The following is a 22,703-nucleotide window of genomic DNA, read 5'->3' as shown; positions in this document are numbered from 1 at the left end:
GACTGCGCGGCGGGCCAGGGTGGCGCAGGCAGGGCCGAGCGGAACGGCTCGGGCGGCTGCGCGGCGCGGGGCGCGAGCACCAGGGCCTGCACATTGGCAGGCGGCAGGCCGACCGCGCCGTGCAGGTTGCACCAGGGGCAATGGCGCGAGGCGTCGGCCATGGACTTGCCGACATCGGCCATGGCGGCGTTGTCGCCGGCGGCGGCATCGGCCTGCACCCAGACCATGCCGCTGGCGCTGCAGACCTGCACCCAGCCCGGGCCGCCTTGCGCGGAGACCACCGCCTGCGCCACGGTGGGCGCGAGGGCGCCCAGCAGCATGGCGAGCATGGCCAGCCAGGCGGCAAATCGGTGGGTGGTGCGGGACAAGCGCATGGGCGGGCAGTTTATCAGCCAGGCCCGTCAACTGCGGGACGCGTGGGCGCAAGCCCTGGGGCTACGATGGCGCGCACAACCCCAACCGGAGACAGACATGCTCACACTCTGCGGCTTTTCGGCCAGCAATTACTACAACAAGGTCAAGCTCGCCCTGCTCGAAAAGGGCGTGGCGTTCGAGGAGGCGCTGGCCTGGGTCGGCGAGACCGACAAGGCCTGCAGTCCGCTGGGCAAGGTGCCTTACCTGAAGACGGACAAGGGGTCCCTGTCGGAGTCGACGGTGATTCTGGAGTACCTGGAGGACGCCTATCCCGAGGTGCCGCTGTTGCCCCGGGATGCGTTCGAGGCGGCGAAGGTGCGGGAGCTGGTGCGCTATCTGGAATTGCACCTGGAGCTGGTGGCGCGCAACCTGTATCCCGAGGCGTTTTTCGGCGGCAAGGTGAGTGAGTCGGCGAAGGAGAAGATCGGCCAGCAGCTGGAGAAGAACGTGGCCGCCTTTTCCCAGCTGACGAAGTACACGCCGTTCATCGCAGGCTCGACGTTCACGTTGGCCGATTGCGCGGCGGCGGTGCACCTGCCGCTGGTGAGCAGCGCGACCAAGATCATCTACGGCCGCGATTTCCTGGCCGACACGCCGGCTCGGGATTACCTGAAGAAGCTGGGCGAGCGGCCTTCGGTGCAGAAGGTGAATGCGGACCGCAAGGTGAACACCGAGTTGATGCTCAGTCGGGCCAAGGGCTGAGCCTTTCTTCGCGGCGCCCGATAGAGGCCGGCGCCTGCGGGCACCGCCTCTGGCCTGACGCGAGGTCTCCGCCTGAGACGCAGCGAAAGAAATACCTCAGGGAAACCGCCGCACCAACTCCACACCCACGTAGACGGAGCGCCCACCTCCAGGCTCGAAGAACCGGTTGTTCCCCTCGTTGACGATCACCGACCCCGCGTAAGAGCGGTCGGTCACGTTGTCGATGCGCACGAACTCGCGCCAGGTCCAGTCGCCCCGGTTCTGCTCGAACCGCACCCCCAGGTTGAACACCGTGCTCGCGGACGTGAAATCCGTGTTGCGGTCGTTCACCGCCATGCGCCCCGTGTGCAAAGCCTCCAGGGTGAACACACTGTTGGCCCAGCCGGGCTCCCAAGCCACCTGCAGATACGCCTGCTGCTTCGCCAGCCCCGGCAAACGGTTGCCCGCCGCCACCGGCACGGTCGGCGCCGCACACGGCGTGGCCACGCAGGTCAGGAAGCCATCGCGGTAGGTCGCGTCCATCCACGTGTAGGCCGGCGTCACGGTGAACTTCCCCCACTGCATCACACCCGCCAGTTCAAAACCGTGGCGGCGCGTGCGCCCCGCGTTCTGGAACGTGGACCGCCCGCCGGTGTTCGACAGCACCACGATTTCGTCCTTGGTGCGCGTCTCGAACAGCGTGGCGCTCCAGCTGCCCCAGCCCTGGCGCCCGCGCAGGCCCGTCTCCGCGCTCAGGCTGCGCGAGGCGTTCAACGAGGGATTGAGCCCCGTCAGGCCCGAAGCCCGGTAAGCCACCTCGTTGAGCGTGGGCGTCTCGAAACCGCGCCCCACGCTCACGAAGGCCTGCAGTTGCGGCGTGATCTCCCGGCGAACGCCCAGCACCGGGCTGAAGCCGTCGAAATCAGCGGCGCCGCTGTCGTCCGGGTTGCCCGGGCCGATGTAACGGTCGGCCGAGGTAAAGCGCACGCGCGAATGCCGCAGCCCGGCCATGAAGGTCGTCGCCGGCGTGCGCCACTCGGCCTGCACATAGGGGTCGAACGTGCTGGCGCGGTTGGCCTCGTCGCGGCGCAGGCGGCCCTGCACGCCCAGCGTGGTGCCGATGAAGTTCTCGTACCCGAGGCGGTCCTCGGTCTGCCGGTCCGACGCCACGCCGGCGGCCACGGTGAGGCGGCCACTGTCGTAGCTGCGGTCCAGCCGCCAGCGCGCGTTCCAGCCCCAGTAGTCACGGTCCAGGTCGATCACGCCACCGGCGCTGCCGGCCGGGGCCTGCGCGCCCGTGGGAATGGCCTGGAACTGGCGCACGGCACGCTGGCCGCCGTAACCCATGAGCTCGATGCGATGGCCCTGCCCCAACGCCTGTTCCCAGGCCAGGCCGACCTGCGTCTGCGACACGCTCTTGCGCGTGTTGAACTGCGTGGCCGCCGCCGTGGTCTGTCCGGGGTCCGCGTCGAACTCGGCGCGCGTGAGGCCCAGCGGGTCCAGGGCCTGGCTGCTCTGGCGGTTGAGCACGAGCACCGTGCGCCCGCCCTCGTGCGCGCGGCTGAGCTTGAGGTTGCCGGTGCTGCGCGAGGCGGCCGACTGCGGGCGCTCGCCGTCGGTGGCGAACTTGCCTGCGTCCAATGTGTACGACCAGCCGGGCTGCTCGGCGCTGCCGGTCTGCCCGCTGAGCTGGGTGGAGAAGCGCCACAGGCCGTTGGCGCCGGCCGCCACGCCGGTGCGCCATTCGGTGGGGCGCTCGCCGTCCCGTGTGTAGAGGGCAATCACGCCGCCCGCCGAGGCCCCGTACAGCGCCGAGAACGGGCCGCGGATGACCTCGACGCGGTCGGCGCTGCCCAGCGGGAAGTTCGCCGCCTGGCCCTGCCCGTCGGGTGCGCTGGCCGGAATGCCATCCACGTACAGGCGCACGCCCCGCACACCGAAAGGCGCGCGAGCGCCGTAGCCGCGCATGGATATTTGCAGGTCCTGCGCGTAGTTCTGCCGGTTGCGCACCACCAGGCCGGGCACGCGTCCCAGGCCTTCGGAGAGGTTGATCTGCAACTGGCCCGCGCGCAGCTCCTCGCCATCCACCACCTCGACCGAGCCCGGCGCGAGCCAGCGCTGCTGCCAGGCCGAGTCGCCGGTGATCACCACCGGCGCGAGCGCGCCAGCGGTGTCGCCATCCAGCCGCTGCTGGCCCTGTGCTGGCAGCGCCAGCACCACGGTGGCGCCCCACAAGAGCCAGCGCGCGGCGACCGGGCCAGCCGCCGGGCCGCCCCAAGGCAGGCCCAGCCCCCCCGGGGGGCAGCGACCCGCAAAGCGGTGAAGCGTGGGGGCTCTACTACTTCGGCCGAATGGCATCGGCCGTGCCTTGAATGAACGCTTTGATTTTCTGAACATCGTCTTGGCTGAGCTTTCCCGTGAAGTCCGGCATTCCGCGTGCCTGGGCCGGCCCGTTGAAGACGAATTTGTCCAGATTCTCGATGAAGGCGCTGTCCATGTAGCCCAGGTTGGGGATGTTGCCGCCCCGGTCCACGCCAGGCACACCGTGGCAGAACACGCAGTTGCTCACGTACAGCGCGGTACCGGCCGGCACCTGGGCCGGGTCGTACTTCACGCCAGCCACGAGCTTGCCGAGCTGGTAGTTCACGAAGGCCGGGGGCTGCGCCTTGCCGCCCACGGCAAAGGTGTAGACCGTGCCCGGGCCCTGGCGGTCGGTGGCGCGCTGCGCCAGGCCATACACCCCGCCCCAGCCCACCGCGATCGACACATACTGCTTGCCGTCCACCATGTAGGTGGAGGGCGCGGCGATCACGCCGGTGCCGGTGGGCGTTTCCCACAGCTTCTCGCCGCTGGTCGCGTTGTAGGCGATGAAGCGCCCATCGGCCGTGCCCTGGAACACCAGGTTGCCGGCCGTGGTGAGCGTGCCGCCGTTCCAGGGAGAGATCTGCTCCTGCGTCCAGCGCGCCTTCTGCTGCACCGGGTCCCAGGCCACGAGGCGGCCGAAGGGCTTGCTCGACGGTGGCTCCACATTGGCGAAGGTGGCGAGGTTCCAGCCCATGTTGGCGTGCGGTTCACCGGGCCGGTCGGCGTTGAACTTCCAGTCCTTGTTGTCCATCAGCGTGAGCGGCACACCTTGCACCGGCATGTACACGAGGCCGGTGGCCGGGTTGTAAGACATGGAGTGCCAGTTGCGCGCGCCGAAGGCGCTTGGGATGATTTCGCGCGGGCGGTCGGCGGTGCGCGCGATCGCCGTCTCGATCGGGCGGCCATTCTTGTCGTAGCCGGTGGCCCAATTCACGTCGACGAAATTCTTGGCCGAGATGAACTTGCCGTTGGTGCGGTCGATCACGAAGAAGAAGCCGTTCTTGGGCGCGTGCAGGATCACCTTGCGCGGCTTGTTGTCGAGCTTGATGTCGGCCAGGATCATGGGCTGCGTGGAGGTGAAGTCCCAGTTGTCGCCCGGGGTTTCCTGGTAGTGCCAGACATACTTGCCGGTGTCGGGGTTGAGCGCGACGATGGACGCGAGGTAGAGGTTGTCGCCGCCGGCCGGGCTGCGTTTGCTGCGCGCCCAGGGTGAACCGTTGCCGGTGCCGATGTACATCAGGTTGAGCTCGGGGTCGAAGGTCATGGTGTCCCAGGCGGTGCCGCCGCCGCCGGCTTCCCACCACTTGCCGGCCGGGTCCCAGGTCTTGGCGGCCCTGGCCATGGACTCGTCCTCGAACGGCTTGCTCGGGTCGCCCGGCACGGTGAACCAGCGCCATTTCTGGTCACCGGTCTTGGCGTCGTAGGCGGTGATGTAGCCGCGCACGCCGTACTCCGCGCCGCCGTTGCCGATGATCACCTTGCCCTTGAAGACGCGCGGTGCGCCGGTGATGGTGTAGCTGAACTTGCGGTCGATGATGGTGTCCTTGGACCACACCTGCTCGCCGGTGGCCGCGTCGATCGCGATCAGCCGGCCGTCGTAGGCCGCCACGAAGACCTTGCCCTCGTGCAGCGCCACGCCACGGTTGACCACGTCGCAGCAGCCCTTGTAGCCGGCCTCGCGCGAGACCTTGGGATCGAAGGTCCACAGGCGCTTGCCGGTGCGCACGTCCACGGCGTGCACGATGCTCCAGGAGGCGGTGACGTACATGATGCCGTCGACCACCAGCGGCGTGGACTCCACGCCGCGCGAGGATTCGAGGTTGTACGACCAGACCAGACCCAGGTCCTTCACGTTGTCGGTGGTGATCTGCTTGAGCTTGGAGTGGCGCGTCTCGGCGTAGTCCAGGCCGTAGCTGGGCCAGTCCGGCGTCTTGCCGGCGTTGGCCTTCATGAAGCTGGCGTTGACCTTGCCCAGGGCCGCCCGGATGTGTTCCTGGGAACCTTTGATGGGCGCCTGCGGCTGCGCGAAGGCGGCACTGCAGAGCGTGAGCGCGGTGAACAGGCAGGCGGCCGCGCGGCACCTGACCGAGGCAAGTGGTGACGGTTTCATCGTGTCTCCTTGAGCTGCCTGCGGCGCGCAGGCCTGTTTGTGGGGCTGCCAGGGCCTGTCGTGCTCGGCCCAGCTTTGCCATCTTCTGCCTCCCCGCGTCCCGATTCATCTTCGGGATTTCCCTGAAGCCGATGTGTTCCGGCGTGGAACACCCGACGGGCGGCGGGCAGGGCTTACCCGCATGCCACCGCACGCCGAGGAACGGGATACTGACCCAGGAGACGCCCAGCAGGACAAGAACATGCCCCACCCCACGAACGGGCAGGCGAGCACGCCACGCCAGCTCTTTTTCCAGACCACCGAACAGCGCACCGCGCTGGCACGCCAGCGCTTCTTCGACGAAGGCACGCGCCCGTCCGGCCTGGTGGGCGAGGCGGTGATCCAGTCGTGGCTGCGCTGCGCCTCGGCGCGCCAGCAGCCCACCGACCGCGTGAGCTTCGAGCAGGTCACGCGCAGCCGGGCCCACGCCAGCCTGAACCGCAACCGGCAACTGCTGCAGGCCGGCAACCTCGAACTCAACCACATGGAGGCCGCACTGGCCGGCACCGATTGCCGCGTGCTGCTGACCGACGCGCAGGGCGTGATCATTCACGCCACGCAACTGCCTTCGACCAATGAGCACCCGCTGCTCAAGACCGCCTCACGGGTGGGCGTGAACCTCACCGAGGGCCAGGTCGGCACCAATGCGCCGGGCATCGTGGTGCGCACCGGCGAAGCCTGCACCGTCACCGGCGCCGAGCACTTCTTCCAGTGCCTGCAGACCCTGCATTGCGCGGCCGCGCCGATCCGCGACATCCACGGCCAGCTCGCGGGTGTGCTGGACGTCTCGATCGAAGCCGGGCGCTTCCATTTCGACGCGGCCTCGGTGGTGGGCATGTACGCCACCACCATCGAAAACCGGCTGCTGCAGTTGCAGTCGGTCGAGCACCTGGTGCTGCACTTCCAGGCCAGCCCCACGCTGCTGGGCACCCCCATGGAGGCCCTGGCGGGCATCGATGCGGGCGGGCGCGTGCTGTGGCTCAACGGCGCGGGCCGCCGCCTCACGGGCTGCCGCATGGAAGAACGGCACACGGTGGACGACGTGTTCGGCGTGGCGCTGGAGCGCTTGCTCTCGCTCACACGCCAGCACCAGGCGCAGACCCTGCGCCTGCCCAATGGCCTGGGCGTGTGGATGACGGGCACGCTGACCGCGAGCAATGGTGCCGACTTCAAGCACGCGGTGGCGGTCTCGCAGCCCGCACCGGCAACCGCCGAAGCAACGCCCGCACCAGCGGCCCTCACCCCGCCACGGGAAGCCGAGGTCCCCCATGAGCGCACACAGGCGACCCTGCTGGACCACAAGCAGCGCCTGATCGAGAGCACGCTCGCGGCCTGCGGCGGCAACATCGCCAAGGCCGCGCGCGCGCTGGGCGTCTCGCGCGGCATGCTGTACCGGCGAATGCAGAAGGCGCAGGCGCCAGACGCGGGTTAGGGCGTCGACCAGACGGCCAGCTCGTGCCCGTCCGGGTCCAGGAAGTGGAACCGGCGGCCACCGGGAAATGCAAACACCGGCTTCGACACGCGGCCGCCTGCGGCTTCGATGCGCTGCTGCGTGCGGGCCAGATCGTCCGCGTACAGGATGACCAGGACACCGCCCGGGCGAACCGCTTCGCCAGTGGCAAAGCCCCCGGTCATGCGCCCGTCGCTGAACTCGCAGTAGCCCGGCCCGTAGTCAACGAACGTCCAGCCGAAGGCCGCCCCATAGAAGGCCTTGGCGCGTTCGATGTCGCCCACGTTGAACTCGATGTAGTCGATGCGCTGATCGCGCCCTTCGCTGGCCATGGCAGGTCCTTTCCGTTCAAAGCGCGCGCAGGCGATCGATCTCCGCGCGCAGGTCATTGGCCCAGGTGCGGCGATCGCGCCCCAGGTCCCGCTGGGGCTCGCCATAGCGCACCACCGCCCGCAGGCCGTCTGCGTTCAGCGTGGACCAGATCGAACCGATCAGCGTGGTGTCGCCCACGAACACCGGCGCTGGGTGCGGTTCGCCGCTTTCGCGCTGCACGAAGCGCAAGGCGATGGGCAGCACGGGCGCGCGCGCCGCGATGGCGGCCTGCAGCAGGTTGGCATGGAACGGCAACAGCGCACGGCCGTCGCCCGTGGTGCCTTCGGGAAACACGGTGAGGATGTCGCCCAGCGCCAGCCGCTCGGCCATGTGATGCACCATGCGCATGGCCGCACGGCGGCTGCCGCGCTCGAGGTAGAGCGTGCCCGCGCCGGTGATGAGCGAGCCCAGCAGGGGCCAGTGCTCGGCGTCTGCCTTGGAAATAAAGCGGCTCGGCCGCGCCGCATTCATCACCAGAATGTCCAGCCAAGACATGTGGTTGGCCACCTGCAGCAGCGGGCCGTGTTCGGGCGGCGTGCCCTCGACCACCAGCTCCACGCCCAGGATGAGCAGCATGCGGCGCGTCCACTCGCGCACCAGCAGCTCGGTCTGCGGGGGCGTCAGGCGGCCGAACTCGGTGCGGATGGTCCACAGCCCGCTCAGCACGTGCGCGGTGGCCCGCAGGCCGCGCCAGAGCGCGCGCAGGGGCCTCACGCGTGCGCGGTCCGTTCGGTGCCGGCCTGGTAGGCGAACTGCCCCCCCACCAGCGTGGCATGCACGCGCACCGGCATTTCGTGGCCGCCGAAGGGCGTGTGCTTGCCCTGGCTGCGCAATGCCTCGGGCCGCACGGTCCAGCCACTGTCGGGGTTGAAGATGCAGAGATCGGCCACGCCGCCCACGGCGATGCGCCCTGCGCTGGCCTGCAAGGTGCCCAGGCTCGTGCCCAGCACCGCCTGCGGCCCGACCGTGAGCACGCCCAGGGCCTGCATCAGCCCCAGGCCTTCCTGCTGTGCCCAGGTGCAGGCCAGGCCCAGCAGCAACTCGACCGCCGTGGCGCCCGGCTCGGCCTCGGCGAACGGCAGGGTCTTGGCATCGCTGTCCACCGGGTTGTGGTCGGACACCAGTGCATCGATGGTGCCGTCGGCCAGGCCGGCGCGCAGCGCGTCACGGTCGCGCTGCTGGCGCACCGGTGGCTGCAGGCGCAGGCGGCTGTCGTAGTAACCGATGTCCACGTCGGTGAGGTGAAGGTTGTGCACGCTCACGTCGCAGGTCACAGGCAGGCCCTCGGCCTTGGCCTGGCGCACAAGGGCCAGGCCGGCAGCGCTGCTGAGGCGGCACAGGTGCACGCGAGCGCCCTGACCGCTGCCCTTGGCGCTGCGCATCAGCTCGAACAGCGTGTGCAGCGCGATGGTTTCGGCGGCCGCAGGAATGCCCGCCAGGCCCAGGCGCGTGGCCAGCGGGCCGCTGGCGGCCACGCCTTTGCCAAGCCAGAAGTCCTGCGGGCGCAGCCACACCGTGTAGCCGAAGGTGGCGGCGTACTGCAGTGCGCGCTGCAGCACCTGCACGTTGACGATGGGCACCTCGGCCTGGCCGAAGCCGATGCAGCCGGACTCGGTGAGTTCGGCCATTTCCGTGAGCACCTCGCCCTGCAGCCCGCGCGTGAGCGCGCCCAACGGAAACACGCGCGCCAGGTGCAGCTTCTCGGCGCGGAACTTGAGCATGTCCACCAGGCCCGGCTCGTCGAGCACCGGGTCGGTGTCGGGCGGACAGACCAGCGAGGTCACCCCGCCGGCCACGGCAGCGGCCATTTCGCTCTCCAGCATGCCGGCGTGCTCCTGGCCCGGTTCGCGCAGGCGCACCGAGAGGTCCACCAGGCCGGGCGCCACCACACAGCCGCTGGCGTCGAGCGTGCGGTTGGGGTGAAAGTCGGGCGCCACGTTGCCGATGGCGATGACGCGGCCGGCGGCGATCGCCACATCGGCGATGTCGTCGCGGCCGCTGGCCGGGTCCATCACACGGCCGTTCTGAATCAATATCTTCATGAGGTCACCTTCATGCGCACACAGTCAAGAGCTGCCACGGGACCGGCTTTGCCGGGCCGCAGGCTGCGCCCCTTTGAGGGGGTCAGCGACCGCCGGTCGCTGCAGGGGTGGGGCTGTCTCATGCCTCGTTCCCTGCGACGATGCCCATGACCGCCATGCGCACCGCAATGCCGTAGGTGACCTGAGGCAGGATCACACTCTGCGGCCCATCCACCACGGCCGAATCGATCTCCACGCCGCGGTTGATCGGGCCCGGGTGCATGACGATCGCATCGTCCTTGGCCCAGCGCAGGCGCTCGGGCGTGAGGCCGAAGCTCTTGAAGTACTCCTGGCTCGACGGCAGCAGGGCGCCGCTCATGCGCTCGTTCTGCAGCCTCAGCGTGATCACCACGTCGCAATCCTTGATGCCCTCCTCCAGCGTGTGGCACACGCGCACGCCCATGTGCGAGAGATCGCTGGGCACCAGCGTGCGCGGGCCGACCACGCGCACGTCGGGACAACCCAGGGTGGTGAGTGCGTGGATGTCCGAGCGCGCCACGCGCGAATGCAGCACGTCGCCCACGATGGCCACCGAAAGCTGGGTGAAATCCTTCTTGTAGTGGCGGATGGTGTACATGTCGAGCAACCCCTGCGTGGGGTGCGCATGGCGTCCGTCGCCAGCGTTGACCACGTGCACATGCGGGGCCACATGCTGCGAGATCAGGTAGGGCGCGCCCGACTCGCTGTGGCGCACGACGAAGATGTCGGCCGCCATCGCGCTGAGGTTGGCGATGGTGTCGAGCAGCGACTCGCCCTTGGCGGTGGAGCTGCGCGCGATGTCGAGGTTGATCACATCGGCGGAGAGGCGTGTGGCCGCGATCTCGAAGGTGGTGCGGGTGCGCGTGCTGTTCTCGAAGAACAGGTTGAACACGCTTTTGCCGCGCAGCAGCGGCACCTTCTTCACTTCGCGGTTGCTCACGCTCACGAAGTTTGCCGCGGTGTCCAGGATCTGCGTGAGGATGTCGCGCGAGAGGCCCTCGGTGGAGAGCAGGTGAATGAGTTCACCGTTCTTGTTGAGCTGGGGGTTCTTGCGTTGCACGGTCAGGCTTCCTTGGTTTCCAGCACGAAGCTCAGGCGGCCGCTGTCGGCATCGCGCGCGAGCTCCAGCGAGCGACCCGCAGGCACCTCCAGGCGCGCGGCGCACACGTTGGCCTCGATCGGCAGCTCGCGCCCGCCCCGGTCCACCAGCACCGCCAGGCGCACGCTGGCCGGTCGGCCGTAGTCGAAGAGTTCGTTGATCACGGCGCGCAGCGTGCGGCCGGTGTGCAGCACGTCGTCGATCAGCAGGACGTGCGCGCCGTTCACGTCGAAAGGCAGCCGGGTTTGCGCGCTGGAGGCCAGGCCACGCTGCGCGAAATCATCGCGGTGCATGCTCGACGAGATCACGCCCGCCGGCCCGCTCAGGCCGAGGTCGGCCTGCAGGCGCTCGGCGAGCCAGGCGCCGCCGGAGGTGATGCCGGCCAGCACCAACGGTGTGGGCGACGAGGCCAGCAGCTGTTTCACCGCGCGCGCCAGCTCTGCGTAGAGCGCCTCGGCATCGGGCAGGTGGGAAGGTGACGACGACGTCAAGGCAGGCTCCTCAAAAACTGTTCCAGGATGATGCAGGCCGATGCGGCATCGGCGTCTTTGGCCCCGAGGCTGTGGGCCTCGGTGGTGCTGTAGCGCTCGTCCACCTCGAACACCGGCAGGCCGTGGCGACCGCGCAGCTGCCGCGCGAACTTGAGCGCGCGCGCGGTGTTCTCGTGGGCGGCGCCGTCGGGGTGGTAGGGCACGCCCACCACCAGGGCGTCGGGCTGCCATTCCTTGAGGCGCTGCGCGATCTGCGCGAAGCGCGCGTCGCCCTCGGCGGCGATGGTGGGCTGGGGCGTGGCGCTGCGTGTGAGGCGGTTGCCGGTGGCCACGCCGGTGCGCTTGAGGCCGAAGTCGATCGCCAGAAACATCTGGCAGTGCGCCGGCACGTCAGGTTGGGACATCGAGGGAGAGGGCTCCACCGGGCCAGCCGCCGGGCCGCCCCCAAGGCCGGCCCAGCCCCCCTGGGGGGCAGCGACCCGCGCAGCGGCGGAGCGTGGGGGCTCCATACCTACGCGTGCCCCGCGTCGGGCGAGAGCATCCAGGGTTGCAGACCCAGCAAGGCCATGGCGCGCTCGTAGCGCTCGGCCACCGGCGCGTCGAAGATGAGGTTGGGGTCGGCTTCCACCGTGAGCCAGCTGTTCTCGGTGATTTCCGATTCGAGCTGGCCCTGCCCCCAGGAGGCGTAGCCCAGCGAGACGAACACCCGGCGCGGGCCGGCACCGGAGGCCATGGCTTCGAGCACGTCCTTGGAGGTGGTCATCTCCAGGCCGCCGGGGATGGACAGGGTGGAGGCGTAGACCGACTCGCCCTCGCCCGAAACCGCCTCGTGCAGCACGAATCCGCGCTCGGTCTGCACCGGGCCGCCCTGGAACACCGGTAGCCCGGCCAGGTCGTCCCGGCCCATGGGGAGATCGACTTTCTCGAAGAGGCGCGGCAGCAGGATGTCGCTGGGCTTGTTGATCACCAGACCCAGGGCGCCGCGCTCGCTGTGTTCGCACATGAACACCACGCTGCGGCCGAAAAGCTCGTCGCTGAGGCCGGGCATCGCAATCAGAAAATGATTGGTCAGGTTGATGGGGGCAAAATCAGCGGACATGGCGCGATTTTAAGCCGCCTACTCTGCTGGTCATTGCCCGGCAGGGGCAACCCCCGCCCTGGCCCATGAACAGTTACGACAAAGGTCTGATGTGGTTCCGCCGTGATCTGCGTGCGGAGGACAACGCGGCGCTTTACCACGCGCTCAAGGTCTGCCGCCAGGTATGGTGCGTGTTCGTGTTCGACACCGAGATCCTGGACGACCTGCTCGAACGCGGTCTGCGCGCAGACCGGCGCGTGGAGTTCATCCGCGAATCGCTGGTAGAACTCGACGAACGGCTGCGGGCGCTGGGGCGGGCGCACCGGGTGGAAGGCGTGGGGCTGATCGTGCTGCACGCGCCGGCCCGCCAGGCGATTCCCGCGCTGGCGCAGAAGCTCGGGGTGCAGGCGGTGTTCGCCAACCACGACGACGAGCCCGCCGCCCTGGCGAGGGACGCGCGCGTGTTCGGCGACCTCGCTCACGCCGGCATCCTGCTCCACAGCCACAAGGACCACGTGATCTTCGAAAGGCGCGAGGTGCTCACGCAGGCCGGCCACGCCTTCGGGGTGTTCACGCCTTACAAGAACGCCTGGCTCAAGGCGCTCACGCCCTTTCACCTCAAGGCCTACCCGGTGGCCCGGTACGCGGGCACGCTGGCAGGCGTGCCGGCCGAGCACGCGGTGCCGGTCCCCAGCCTGTCGGACATGGGTTTCGAGCCCACCAACCTGGCCCAGCTCGCCCTGCCCACGGGCACGAGTGGGGCCCAGGCGCTGTTCGAGGATTTCGTCGACCGCATCGACCGCTATGAGGACGCGCGCAACTTCCCGGCCGTGAAAGGGCCGAGCTACCTGAGCGCGCATCTGCGTTTCGGCACCATTTCGATCCGCCACCTGGCCTCCGTGGCCTACCAGATGCACCTGCAGGGCATTGCGGGCGCGAGCACCTGGTTGTCGGAGCTGGTCTGGCGCGACTTCTACCACCAGGTGCTGGCGAACTTTCCGCACGTGGTGGACAAGGCCTTCAAGCCCGAGTACGACGCCATCAAGTTCGAGCACGGCAAGCAGGCGAGGGAGCAGTTCGCGGCCTGGTGCGAAGGGCGCACGGGCTACCCGCTGGTCGACGCGGCCATGGCCCAGATCAACCAGACCGGCTACATGCACAACCGGCTGCGCATGGTCGTCGCCAGTTTCCTGGTGAAGGACCTGGGCATCCATTGGCAATGGGGCGAGCGCTACTTTGCCGACCACCTGATCGACTTCGACCTCGCCGCCAACAACGGCGGCTGGCAGTGGGCCAGTTCCAGCGGCTGCGACGCCCAGCCCTGGTTCCGCATCTTCAACCCGGTGACGCAGAGCGAGAAGTTCGACCCGCAAGGCAAGTTCATCCGGAAATACCTTCCGCAGCTCGCCGGCCTGCCGGACGCGGCGATCCACGCGCCCTGGAAAGCCAACGAGATCGAGCTGGCGGCGGCCGGCCTGGAACTGGGCCGGCAGTACCCGAAGCCGATCGTGGACCACAGCGTGGCGCGCGAGCGCACGCTGCTGCGCTATGCGGTGGTGAAGCAGCCGGGCAAGACGCCCGGCTAGGGAAGGCCCTGCCTCCACCGCTGGGCGGGCCGCGGGCCCGCCCAGGGGCGAGCCTGCGGGTCAGGCCTCGGCGGCCGCCTTGGCGTAGTGGCCGATCAGGGCCAGCAACTCGTCTTCCGAGTAGGGCTTGCCGAGGTAGTGATCGACCCCGAGCTCGCGCGCGTGCTCACGGTGCTTCTCCGCGATGCGCGAAGTGATCATGATGACCGGCAGGTCGGACAACCTCACGTCGCTGCGGATGTTGCGCACGAGGTCGAAGCCGTCCATGCGAGGCATCTCGATGTCGGACAGCACCACGGTCGGGCGTTCGGTCTGCAGTTTCTCCAGGGCCTGCAGTCCGTCGGCCGCCAGCGTCACGCGGTAGCCCTCGCGCTGCAGCAGGCGCTGTGTGACGCGCCGCACGGTGATGGAGTCGTCCACCACCAGCACCAGCGGCACCGTGTTCACCTCTGCCGCGCTCTGCGCGAGCGCTTCGCCCAGGGACGTGGCGACCTGCGGCGTCGTGCGCTGGTTCGCCACCCACTCGGCCACCTGGGCGCCGTACACCGTGGCCAGCGCCACCGGGTTGTAGATCAGCGCCACCGCGCCCGAGGCCAGCACCGACATGCCGGCGAGCCCCGGCAGGCGCGAGAGCTGCGTCCCCAGGTTCTTCACCACGACTTCCTGGTTGCCAAGCACTTCATCCACGTGCAGGGCCACACGCTGCGCCGCGCTTCGGAAGATCACCACCGGTTGCGTGCGACCATGCACCTCGGTCGAACGCGCCGAGGACTGAAGCAGCGCGCCGGCCCAGTAGAAGGGGACGTCCTCACCCGCGACGTTGAGCTGGCCACTGGCGTAGGCCTTGGCGAGATCCTCGCCGCTGAGGCGGCGCACCACCTCGACCAGGTTGGACGGCACGCCCACGGTGAGCCCGCCTGCGCGCAGCATCACCACCTGCGTGACCGCGGTCGTCAGTGGCAGCACCAGCTTGAAGCTGGTGCCCTGCCCGGCCTGCGTGGCCGTCTCGATGCGGCCACCGAGCGCCACCACGTCGTTGCGCACCACGTCCATGCCAATGCCACGGCCGGCCAGTTCGGACACCTCGCGCGCCGTGCTGATGCCCGGCTCGAACACGAGCTGGGCGGCTTCCTCGTCGCTCAACTGCGCATCCTGCGGCACGATGCCCTGGGCCACGCCCTTCTCGCGCAGCCGCGCGAGATCGAGGCCGGCGCCGTCGTCGGTGAACACCAGCGAGACGTCGTTGAGCTCATGGCCCAGCACGATCTCGATCTGGCCTTCGGCCGGCTTGCCCGCTTGCTGGCGCCGCTCGGGCGCTTCGATGCCGTGCGCCACGCTGTTGCGCAGCAGGTGTTCGAACGCGGCGGTCATGCGGTCGAGCACGCCGCGGTCCATTTCGATGTTGCCGCCCGTGATGTCCAGCCGCACCTGCTTGCCCGTCTCCTTGGAGGCCTGGCGCACGACGCGGTACAGGCGTTCGGAGATGCCCTCGAACTCCACCATGCGCGTGCGCAGAAGGTCGCGCTGCAGTTCGCGCGTCTGGCGTGCCTGGGCGACCAGGCTGTCCTCGGTGGCTTCCACCGCGCGCTGCAGGTTGCGCTGCACGGTGGCCACGTCGTTCACCGACTCGGCCATCATGCGGGTGAGTTCCTGCACGCGGGTGAAGCGGTCGAACTCCAGTGGGTCGAACGACTGGTCCGCATCGCGCGCCTGGGCCAGCCGCGACTGCATCTGCGTCTCGGCCTGCAGCTCGATGTCGCGCAACTGGCCGCGCAGGCGGTCCAGGTTGCCAGTGAGGTCCTTGAGCGAGCCGCGCAGGGTCACGAGCTCGGACTCCATGCGCGAGCGCGTGATCATCACCTCGCCGGTCTGGTTGACCAGACGGTCCAGCAGTTCGGGGCGCACGCGCACGGCCGCGCCCGCACGGGCCTGCAGGATCGTGGGGGCCTGCGGCAGTGCAATGCCCGTCAGGCCACCCTCCCCGGCCACGACGGAGGTGTCGGCCACCTGAGGTGCCGCGATCTCGGCCACCGGCGCGGCCGGCACGGGCTCGGGGGCGGGCTGCACGATGTCGACGATCTGGGCGTCGGCGCTGCGCAGCTGCTCGAAGCGGGCGCTGATCGCATCGAACGCCGCCTGCAAGGGCTCGAGGTCGGCGCCGCGCTGGAGATCGGAGCCCAACCGCTCGGCGGTGGTTTCCATGCGATGCGCCATCTCGCCCAGCCGCAGGGCGCCGGCCAGGCGCGCGCTGCCCTTGAGGGTGTGCAGATTGCGCAGCACCTCGGCGCGCGCGCTGTTGTTGTCCGGGCGTGCCACCCACTGGCGCAAGGCGCCATCGAGCTGGGGAATGAGTTCCTGCGCCTCTTCGGCAAAGATGGGGAACAGGTCGACGTCCACGGTGTCCGCCACGTCGATGTCGTCGTCGATGTCCTGTACCGCCTCGTGCACCCGGCCCGGGTCGGCGTGAGGCGCGGTGAAAGCGGTGGCTTGGTCGGCGCGGTCGGGCACCTCGAAACCGGTCAGCGCCAGCACTGGCGCGCCACCCTCCTGGGGCACCTGTGCCTCGGCGGGCAGCGGCTGCGGGGCGGCCTCGGGTTCAGGCTGGGGATCGTGCACCACACGGTACAGCGCCTCCATCAGTTCGGCGTTGGGCTCTTTGAGGAAGCCGGCGGCGAACTGGTGCAGCAGACGGCGGATGTCGTCCGAGGCCTGGACGAACAGCTGGGCCTGCGCGGCGCTGGCGGGGTGGCCCGAGCGCTGGTGCGCGCCCACCGTGCCGATGGCATGCTCCAGGGCACGCGCGATGTCCGACAGGGACTGGAAGCCCACCGTGGCCGAGCTGCCGGCCAGCGAATGCGCCAGCCCCTCGGCCTGCTCGGGCACCGGCTCGTGGCGCTCCAGCGCCCACTCGGTCAGCACGGTGTTGAGGCGGCGGGACCACTCGTCGGCCTCGTTGAGGTAGACGTTGTAGAGCTTGAGGCCGATGCGCAGCGGACCGATGACCTTGGTCTGCTCGTCAAGAAGCGGCTCGGGCTCGGGTTCGGGCAGCACGAAGGGTTCGACCGACTGAGCCACCTCCAGGGTGAGGCTGTCGTCCGCGGGAGCCGCCTCGATGGGCTCGGGCGCGGCTTGCGCCAACGCGCCGTCCACCCCCTCGGGCAGGCTTGCCAGGAACGGCTCGTCCACGGGATCGACCACCTGGCCCAGGTCGGGTTCAACCCATTCGGGCTCGGCCAGGGCAGGTTCAGCTTCGACCGATGCGACCTGCGGCTCGGCCGGCGCGGCTTGCGCTGCCGAGGAGAACGCGGCGAGGCTGCCGAAATCGATATCGGCCAGCAGCGGCTCGGCGTCCCGTGGCGCCGCCACCCCGGGCGGCTCGTCGGCCGGTTCGTCCACCGACGGGGCATCGGGGGCGGGCAACGCATCCGCAGGTGCGGCTGCGCTCGAAGCCGCAGCGGCCACGGCATCGAAGTCGAGATCGAATGTGGGTTCGGCCAGGGCCTCCTCCACCGGGGCCGGCGCGGCCGCCTCCGGCGGCACGAACACGGTGGCTTCCACCAGCGGCGCCGGCGCGGACGAGGCCGCTTCGGGCCATTCCAGCGGCAGGTACTGCCCCTGGTCGCGCAGCGCCTCTGCGCTGGCGCGGAAGGGCAATGAGCGCCAGGGCACGTCCCGGCGCGCGGAGATGTCGTCCACCCAGCGCCCGAACGCTGTCATGGCTTCGCCCGAGAGCGTGAGCAGGGGTGGGCTGGCGGGCCGCTGTTCGGCCAGCACCGTGTTGAGCAGCTGTTCCATCGCCCAGGCCGCTTCGCCGAATTCTTCCAGGCCCACCATGCGCGAACTGCCCTTGAGCGTGTGGAACGCCCGGCGCAACGTGGTGAGGTGCTCCAGATCGCTGGGCTGCACCTGCAGGTGCGACACGGCTTCCAGTCCGTTGGCCACCACTTCGCGGGCCTCTTCCAGGAAGATGTCGAGCAGGTCGTCCTCGTCGCTGTCCGCATCGCCGGATGCGTCGGGCTCGGGCGCCTGGGCACCCGCGGAGGATGCCGACAGACCCACCAGGGCCTGCGCACCGGCGGCGGCGTCGTTGCCGACCACCGCCTCGGCCGCTTCGCGCGCGGCGCGCGCCACGCCCGACTGCTCGGCCAGCGAAGCCTGGTCCGCCAGCGAGTCGAGCTGTTCGCTCAGATCGACCAGGCTCAGGCCCCCCTGCACGCCGTCGACCACGCGCTGCACGCCTTCGCTGATCGCCTGCGCTTCCTGCAAGGCCGGCTGGTGCGCGGCATCTGCGCCCACGGTGCGGCCCATCAGGGGCAGCAGCTCCCCTTTCTCCTCGTCGAACACGAAGAGCTTCTTGGCCAGCGCAGGCTGGTAGTTGAGCATGTCCACGAGGAAGCTCATCGCACTGAGGTTGTTGCCCAGTTGCTGGAAGGTGCCGGCCTCGCGGGCCAGTGCCTCGTCCACCTCGGTATCGAGAATCTGGTCCACCGCGTTGCGCATGCGGGCCACGGTGAGCACCGCCTGCTCCAGCCCCAGCACGGAGAGCACGCCGCGCATCTGCCCCAGCTGGGACACCGCCACGTGCAGACCCGCCTTTTCCTGCGGGTTGCGGAAGAACTGGTCGAGCGATTTCTCGGCCTCGCCCAGCGAGGCCTTGAGCTCACCGACCACGCTGCCCATGGTCTGGCGATCGCTCACGCGCCGGTACAACTGCTCCATCCACACTTCGAGCGGCTGCGCGGGCCGACCGGCAAGCACGCCTTCGAGGCGCTCGGCCAGGGCCTGGGTGCGCTCGGTCAGCTCGGGCGCGCTGGGGTCGAAATCCTCGAACGCCGCTTCCAGGTACAGGGTGGTGGTGGCCACTTCCATCGCCAGCTCGGGGCGCACGTTGCCGGCCTCCTGCACGGCCTGATCGGCCGCCTTCACCAGCGCCTGGGCCAGCACGGTGCTGGCCGGGTGCAGCTTGAGCAGCGAGTCGCCGATCAGGCTGAACTGGTCGGCCACCTGGCGGGCACGGCTGTTGTCGCCACCGGCGTACAGGGACCAGACTTCCTTGGCTGCGTGGATGCGCTTGCGCGCCTGGGCGAGCACCGCCGGGTCGTAACGGCCCAGCGTGGCCTGGTGGTAGTCCACCGGGGGCAACTGCCCCAGGCCGAAGGCCTCGCGCACCGCCGCCAGGTGGGGCGTCGTGGCGGCAGAGACCTCCGTGGGCTGGGCACAGAAGAACAGCAGGTCGTGCAGCAGGGTCTCGGACACCTGGGCCTTGCCCTGGCTGAGGTTGACGAACTGCAGCAGGATGCGCGAGGTGGCGCGCTTGACGTAGACGTCGGGCGGCAACAGGCGGTGCGCCATCGCCTCGAAATAACCGGCCGCCACGCGCCAGAAGGTGCGCGATCGCGCATCGGAGGCGCCTGCAGACAGGCCGGCGCTGAGTTTGGCCAACTGCTGCGCGGCGGCCACGCTCTGGGTCTTCACCACCAGCAGGACCAGGCGGTCGAACAGGGAACGCACGGCCGCGCTGGATTCGAGCGCGGCGACATCGGCCGGCGCGCCGACCTCTTTGCCCCGGTGTTCGAAGGGCCACAGATCGGCCGGGTGCACGCGCTCGGCCGCCGCCAGCTCCTGCACCTCGCGGTATTGGGCGAACAGCGCCACCGGCTGGATCGGCTTGTTGTTGAGCACCGCTTCGAGGTACTCGATCAGCGCGAAACTCGCCCGCTCGACTTTGCCTGCGGCCTCTTCGGTGCAGGTGTTCGGGCGTTGCACGAAACGCTGCACCGCGGCTTCCATCGCGCGCAGCACCTGGGCCGGCGAGGTCAGCCCCACCATCTCCAGGGCGCCCACAGCCTGGTGCAGCTGCTGGCGCGCCAGCCGCAGCGAACCCGGGTCCACCGCCTCCAGGTCGTTGTTGCGCGACAGTTCGGTCTCGCGCACGAACCGCTTGATGGCCTTGTTGGCGCCGTCGAGCGATTTGCGCAGCTCCTCGAAAACCCAGGCCAGGGGGCCGAGGTCGGCGATCGGCGCGTCCGCTGGCAGGCTGTCGGTGTCGATGGCGGAGTCGAGCATGTTCTTCCAGTGGGTTGACGCGGGCGCCGACGGGGGCGTCAGGCGATCTTGAATCGGGCCACCGATTGGCGCAGTTCCTCGGCCATGGCCGAGAGCTCGCGCACCTGGGCCGCCGTGGAACGCGTGCCCTCACCGGTCTGTTCGGTCACCGCGAAGATGTGCTGGATATTGCCGGCCACTTCGTTGGCCGAATCGGCCTCGCGGGAGGCGGCATCGGAAATCTGTTCGATCAGCTCGGCCAGGCGGCGCGAGACGCGGTCGATCTCGGACAGGGCGGTACCGGCGTTGTCCGACAGCTTGGCCCCTTCGACCACGCCCTGCGTGGAACGCTCCATGGCGGCCACCGCATCCTGCGTGTCGGTCTGAATCGCCTTCACCAGCGCCGAGATCTGGCGCGTGGCATCGGCGGAGCGCTCGGCCAGCCGCTGCACTTCCTCCGCCACCACCGAGAAGCCCCGACCGGCTTCACCGGCGGACGCGGCCTGGATGGCGGCATTGAGGGCCAGCACGTTCGTCTGCTCGGTAATGTCAGAGATCAGCTCGGTGATTTCGCCGATCTCCTGCGACGACTCGCCCAGCCGCTTGATGCGCTTGGAGGTCTCCTGGATCTGGTCGCGAATGGCGTTCATGCCACCGATGGCGTCCTGCACCGCCTGCAGGCCCGACTCGGCAGCCTGCAGCGAGGCGCGGGCCACCGTGGCCGACTCCTGCGCCTGGCCCGACACCTGGTTGATGCGCTGCGCCATGTCCAGCACCGACTGGCCGGTTTCGCGGATCTCGCGCAGCTGTTCGGTGGACGCGGCGAGCAGTTCGGTCGAGGTGCTTTCCACCGCCGACGTCGTCTGCGCCACGCGCGTGGCCGTGGCCTGCACGTTGCCCACCAGCGAGCGCAGCTCCTCGACCGTGTAGTTCACCGAGTCGGCGATGGCGCCCGTGATGTCCTCGGTCACCGTGGCTTCCTGCGTGAGGTCGCCCTCGGCCACGGTCTGCAATTCGTTCATCAGGCGAAGAATGGCCGCCTGGTTGGCGTCGTTGACGCGCTTGGCATCTTGCTCCAGCGACTCGGCCGCGAGCCGCTGCGCTTCCGCGACCGACTGGCGCTGACGGCTGTCGAGCAGCTGCACATAAGCCAGGCCGCCCGCGCAAACCAGGGCAAACAGCGCCGAGAGCGCCAGGGCCGCCAGCTGGCCACCGCCCAGGCCGGAGCGCGAAGACAGGTCGCCCTGCAGCTTCTCCAGGCTCAGGCGCAAGGGCTCGCTGTCGGCAATGATGCCGGCCTGCGCTTCACGCGCAGAGACCAGGCCCTGCAGGTTGCCCAGGATCGCGCCGGCTTCGACGCGTGTGGCCTCGTACAGCTTGAGCAGGGCGTCCAGGCGCTCGCGCACCTGCGGGTCGCGCGCGGCGGCCAGGCGAAGCTCGTCACTGCCGTTGAGCAGGCCTTCGGCGATTTCCTTGAAGGTGTTCAAGTCCTTGCCGAGCAGAAACACCGCTTCGGGGCTCACGCCCTCCATCGTCAGGAACTCGTTGGCCGATTTGCCGATGCGCTGCGTGAGCATCACCAACTGGCCCGAGGCCGAAATCTCGGCGGCCGGCGCGTTCTGCTGCAGCTTCAGCGAAGACACGGTCTCGGCGATCTCCAGCAGGTCCGACGACTGCCGGTTGATGGTGCGCAGGGCGTTGCCCACCTGGGTCAGGATTTTTTGCTGGGCCAGCACCGCTGCCGCATTGCGCTCGGCCTGATCCACCTTGGGCAGGATGTTGCCAAGGTCTTCCGCGTACTCGGCGCCCAGCGCGTCGAGCGACATCTCACTGTCGCCACCCTGCAGGCCGCGCAGCGCGCGGGCCATCACGGTCGAGCTGTCGCGCACCTCGGGGAATGCCGCCGGGCTGCCGATCAGGGCCTGCGACACGCTCTTGGCCAGCCGCTGCGACTGCATCAGGGCCTGACCGCTGGCAGCCACCTGCTGACCGACCTTTTCGGTCTGGGTCAGGGCATACAGCGTCACGCCACCGAGCACGACCAGGCCCAGGGCCAGCAGGATGGCCAGCGTGCGCTGGTGCTGCTCGGCCGGCTTGCTGCCCAGCAACGGCAGGGTCACGTGGCCGCTGGCATCGGCGCTGTCCTCGTCCGCCATCGCGTTGCCAACGAGGCCTTCCGATGCGAGCGTCGGCGCCAGCCGTGCCGCCGCGAGCTCGGCGACCTCCTGGTCGGTGGCATTGGAAAGGTCGGGTTCGTCGCCGGCTTTGTTCTTGAAGAGACCCTGGAATCGATCAAGCATAGCCATGTAAAAACCTTCCAACTGAAAACAGAATGACGAATGGACCCCATGCGGTCCGCGGGTTCAACCTTCAGGCGGCGATCGCCAGAAACTCGGGCTCGGCCACCAGCATCTGCAGATCCAGCTCCTGCCAGGACTGACCCTGGGCATCGACCAGCGAGCGCGTGAAATACGAAGGCGCGCCTTCGGGGTTGACCCCGAGGGCGGTGAACATGGAGGGGTTGCGCAGACCGAGCAGGCGATCGATCCAGATCACGGCATTGATGCCGAGCGCGGTGTGCAGGCTGACCAGGCGCGACTCGGAGGTCACGCGCTCGCCGGCCTGGGGAGGCAGCGCCGAAGCCGCCGGCCCGACCAGCCGTGCCAGGTCGATCACGCCGTGCAGGCCGCCGCGCAGGCTGGCGACCCCGGCGTACCAGGGCTTGGTGTAGGGCACGCGCTGCAACGCGGACCAGGGGAAGATTTCACCGGACTGCACCAGGGGGAGCAGGTAACGCCGGTCGCCGGCTTCGACCGCCAACCAGGTGGCGGTGACGGCTTCGGTCTTGGCGGCCGTCAAACGCTGAGCCAATCGTTCCTGGAGTTCCTTGAGTGATTGACGTTTGGCCATGCTC

Annotated in this window: 16 protein-coding genes; 3 read left to right on the top strand and 13 right to left on the bottom strand. The window is 69.2% G+C overall.

What is annotated here, in order from left to right; all coding sequences use genetic code 11:
* A partial coding sequence (locus KIT86_RS09875) for a DUF2946 family protein (protein ID WP_297397781.1) occupies nucleotides 1–374 on the bottom strand: 374 nt, incomplete at its 3' end.
* Between the two features lie 97 nt (nucleotides 375–471).
* Between KIT86_RS09875 and KIT86_RS09870 the strand changes: the two genes are divergently transcribed.
* The gene (locus tag KIT86_RS09870) at nucleotides 472–1,116 is read left to right on the top strand and encodes a glutathione S-transferase (RefSeq protein ID WP_297397779.1); all 645 of its coding nucleotides are present in this window, start codon (nucleotides 472–474) and stop codon (nucleotides 1,114–1,116) included.
* Nucleotides 1,117–1,212: 96 nt separating this feature from the next.
* Here the strand turns inward: KIT86_RS09870 and KIT86_RS09865 are convergent, their stop codons facing one another.
* Nucleotides 1,213–3,453 (bottom strand): TonB-dependent receptor, encoded by a 2,241-nt coding sequence (locus KIT86_RS09865; protein WP_297397777.1) that lies wholly within the window; start codon nucleotides 3,451–3,453, stop codon nucleotides 1,213–1,215.
* A complete protein-coding gene (locus KIT86_RS09860) occupies nucleotides 3,434–5,569 on the bottom strand; it encodes a PQQ-dependent dehydrogenase, methanol/ethanol family (RefSeq protein WP_297397775.1) in 2,136 nt (711 codons plus the stop codon). Before KIT86_RS09860 ends, KIT86_RS09865 begins: the two co-directional genes overlap by 20 nt.
* A 241-nt stretch (nucleotides 5,570–5,810) precedes the next feature.
* Here KIT86_RS09860 and KIT86_RS09855 point away from each other — a divergent pair, with 241 nt between their 5' ends.
* Nucleotides 5,811–7,040 carry a helix-turn-helix domain-containing protein gene (locus KIT86_RS09855; RefSeq protein ID WP_297397772.1) on the top strand — a complete coding sequence of 410 codons (1,230 nt, stop codon included), beginning with the start codon at nucleotides 5,811–5,813 and terminating at the stop codon, nucleotides 7,038–7,040.
* Here the strand turns inward: KIT86_RS09855 and KIT86_RS09850 are convergent.
* The 7 genes from KIT86_RS09850 to KIT86_RS09820 form a co-directional block, all read right to left on the bottom strand.
* A complete protein-coding gene (locus KIT86_RS09850; protein ID WP_297397770.1) occupies nucleotides 7,037–7,390 on the bottom strand; it encodes a VOC family protein in 354 nt (117 codons plus the stop codon). The genes KIT86_RS09855 and KIT86_RS09850 overlap by 4 nt on opposite strands.
* A gap of 16 nt (nucleotides 7,391–7,406) precedes the next feature.
* On the bottom strand, nucleotides 7,407–8,144 hold the full coding sequence (locus KIT86_RS09845) for a 1-acyl-sn-glycerol-3-phosphate acyltransferase (protein WP_297397768.1): 738 nt from the start codon (nucleotides 8,142–8,144) through the stop codon (nucleotides 7,407–7,409).
* Nucleotides 8,141–9,472 (bottom strand): dihydroorotase, encoded by a 1,332-nt coding sequence (locus tag KIT86_RS09840; RefSeq protein WP_297397766.1) that lies wholly within the window; start codon nucleotides 9,470–9,472, stop codon nucleotides 8,141–8,143. Before KIT86_RS09840 ends, KIT86_RS09845 begins: the two co-directional genes overlap by 4 nt.
* A 118-nt stretch (nucleotides 9,473–9,590) precedes the next feature.
* Entirely contained in the window at nucleotides 9,591–10,556 is a 966-nt protein-coding gene (locus tag KIT86_RS09835; RefSeq protein WP_297397785.1) for an aspartate carbamoyltransferase catalytic subunit, read from the bottom strand.
* A complete protein-coding gene (gene pyrR / locus KIT86_RS09830) occupies nucleotides 10,553–11,080 on the bottom strand; it encodes a bifunctional pyr operon transcriptional regulator/uracil phosphoribosyltransferase PyrR (RefSeq protein ID WP_297397764.1) in 528 nt (175 codons plus the stop codon). Before pyrR ends, KIT86_RS09835 begins: the two co-directional genes overlap by 4 nt.
* A complete protein-coding gene (gene ruvX / locus KIT86_RS09825; protein WP_297397762.1) occupies nucleotides 11,077–11,484 on the bottom strand; it encodes a Holliday junction resolvase RuvX in 408 nt (135 codons plus the stop codon). The genes pyrR and ruvX overlap by 4 nt, the downstream gene beginning before the upstream one ends.
* A gap of 107 nt (nucleotides 11,485–11,591) precedes the next feature.
* Nucleotides 11,592–12,179 (bottom strand): YqgE/AlgH family protein, encoded by a 588-nt coding sequence (locus KIT86_RS09820; protein ID WP_297397760.1) that lies wholly within the window; start codon nucleotides 12,177–12,179, stop codon nucleotides 11,592–11,594.
* A 65-nt stretch (nucleotides 12,180–12,244) separates the two neighbouring features.
* Between KIT86_RS09820 and KIT86_RS09815 the strand changes: the two genes are divergently transcribed.
* A complete protein-coding gene (locus tag KIT86_RS09815; protein WP_297397758.1) occupies nucleotides 12,245–13,744 on the top strand; it encodes a deoxyribodipyrimidine photo-lyase in 1,500 nt (499 codons plus the stop codon).
* 60 nt (nucleotides 13,745–13,804) lie between these two features.
* On the opposite strand, the gene KIT86_RS09810 is transcribed toward KIT86_RS09815, so the two are convergent.
* From KIT86_RS09810 to KIT86_RS09800, 3 genes are all read right to left on the bottom strand, one after another.
* On the bottom strand, nucleotides 13,805–19,810 hold the full coding sequence (locus tag KIT86_RS09810; protein WP_297397756.1) for an Hpt domain-containing protein: 6,006 nt from the start codon (nucleotides 19,808–19,810) through the stop codon (nucleotides 13,805–13,807).
* Nucleotides 19,811–19,848: 38 nt separating this feature from the next.
* Nucleotides 19,849–22,095: a methyl-accepting chemotaxis protein gene (locus KIT86_RS09805; protein ID WP_297397754.1), complete on the bottom strand. Its 2,247-nt coding sequence runs from the start codon at nucleotides 22,093–22,095 to the stop codon at nucleotides 19,849–19,851.
* Between the two features lie 64 nt (nucleotides 22,096–22,159).
* Entirely contained in the window at nucleotides 22,160–22,699 is a 540-nt protein-coding gene (locus KIT86_RS09800) for a chemotaxis protein CheW (RefSeq protein ID WP_297397752.1), read from the bottom strand.
* Nucleotides 22,700–22,703: the final 4 nt, after the last annotated feature.

This window comes from Hydrogenophaga sp., from assembly GCF_026125825.1.
GTDB lineage: Bacteria > Pseudomonadota > Gammaproteobacteria > Burkholderiales > Burkholderiaceae_C > Hydrogenophaga.
This window is presented reverse-complemented; position numbering and strand designations above follow the sequence as displayed.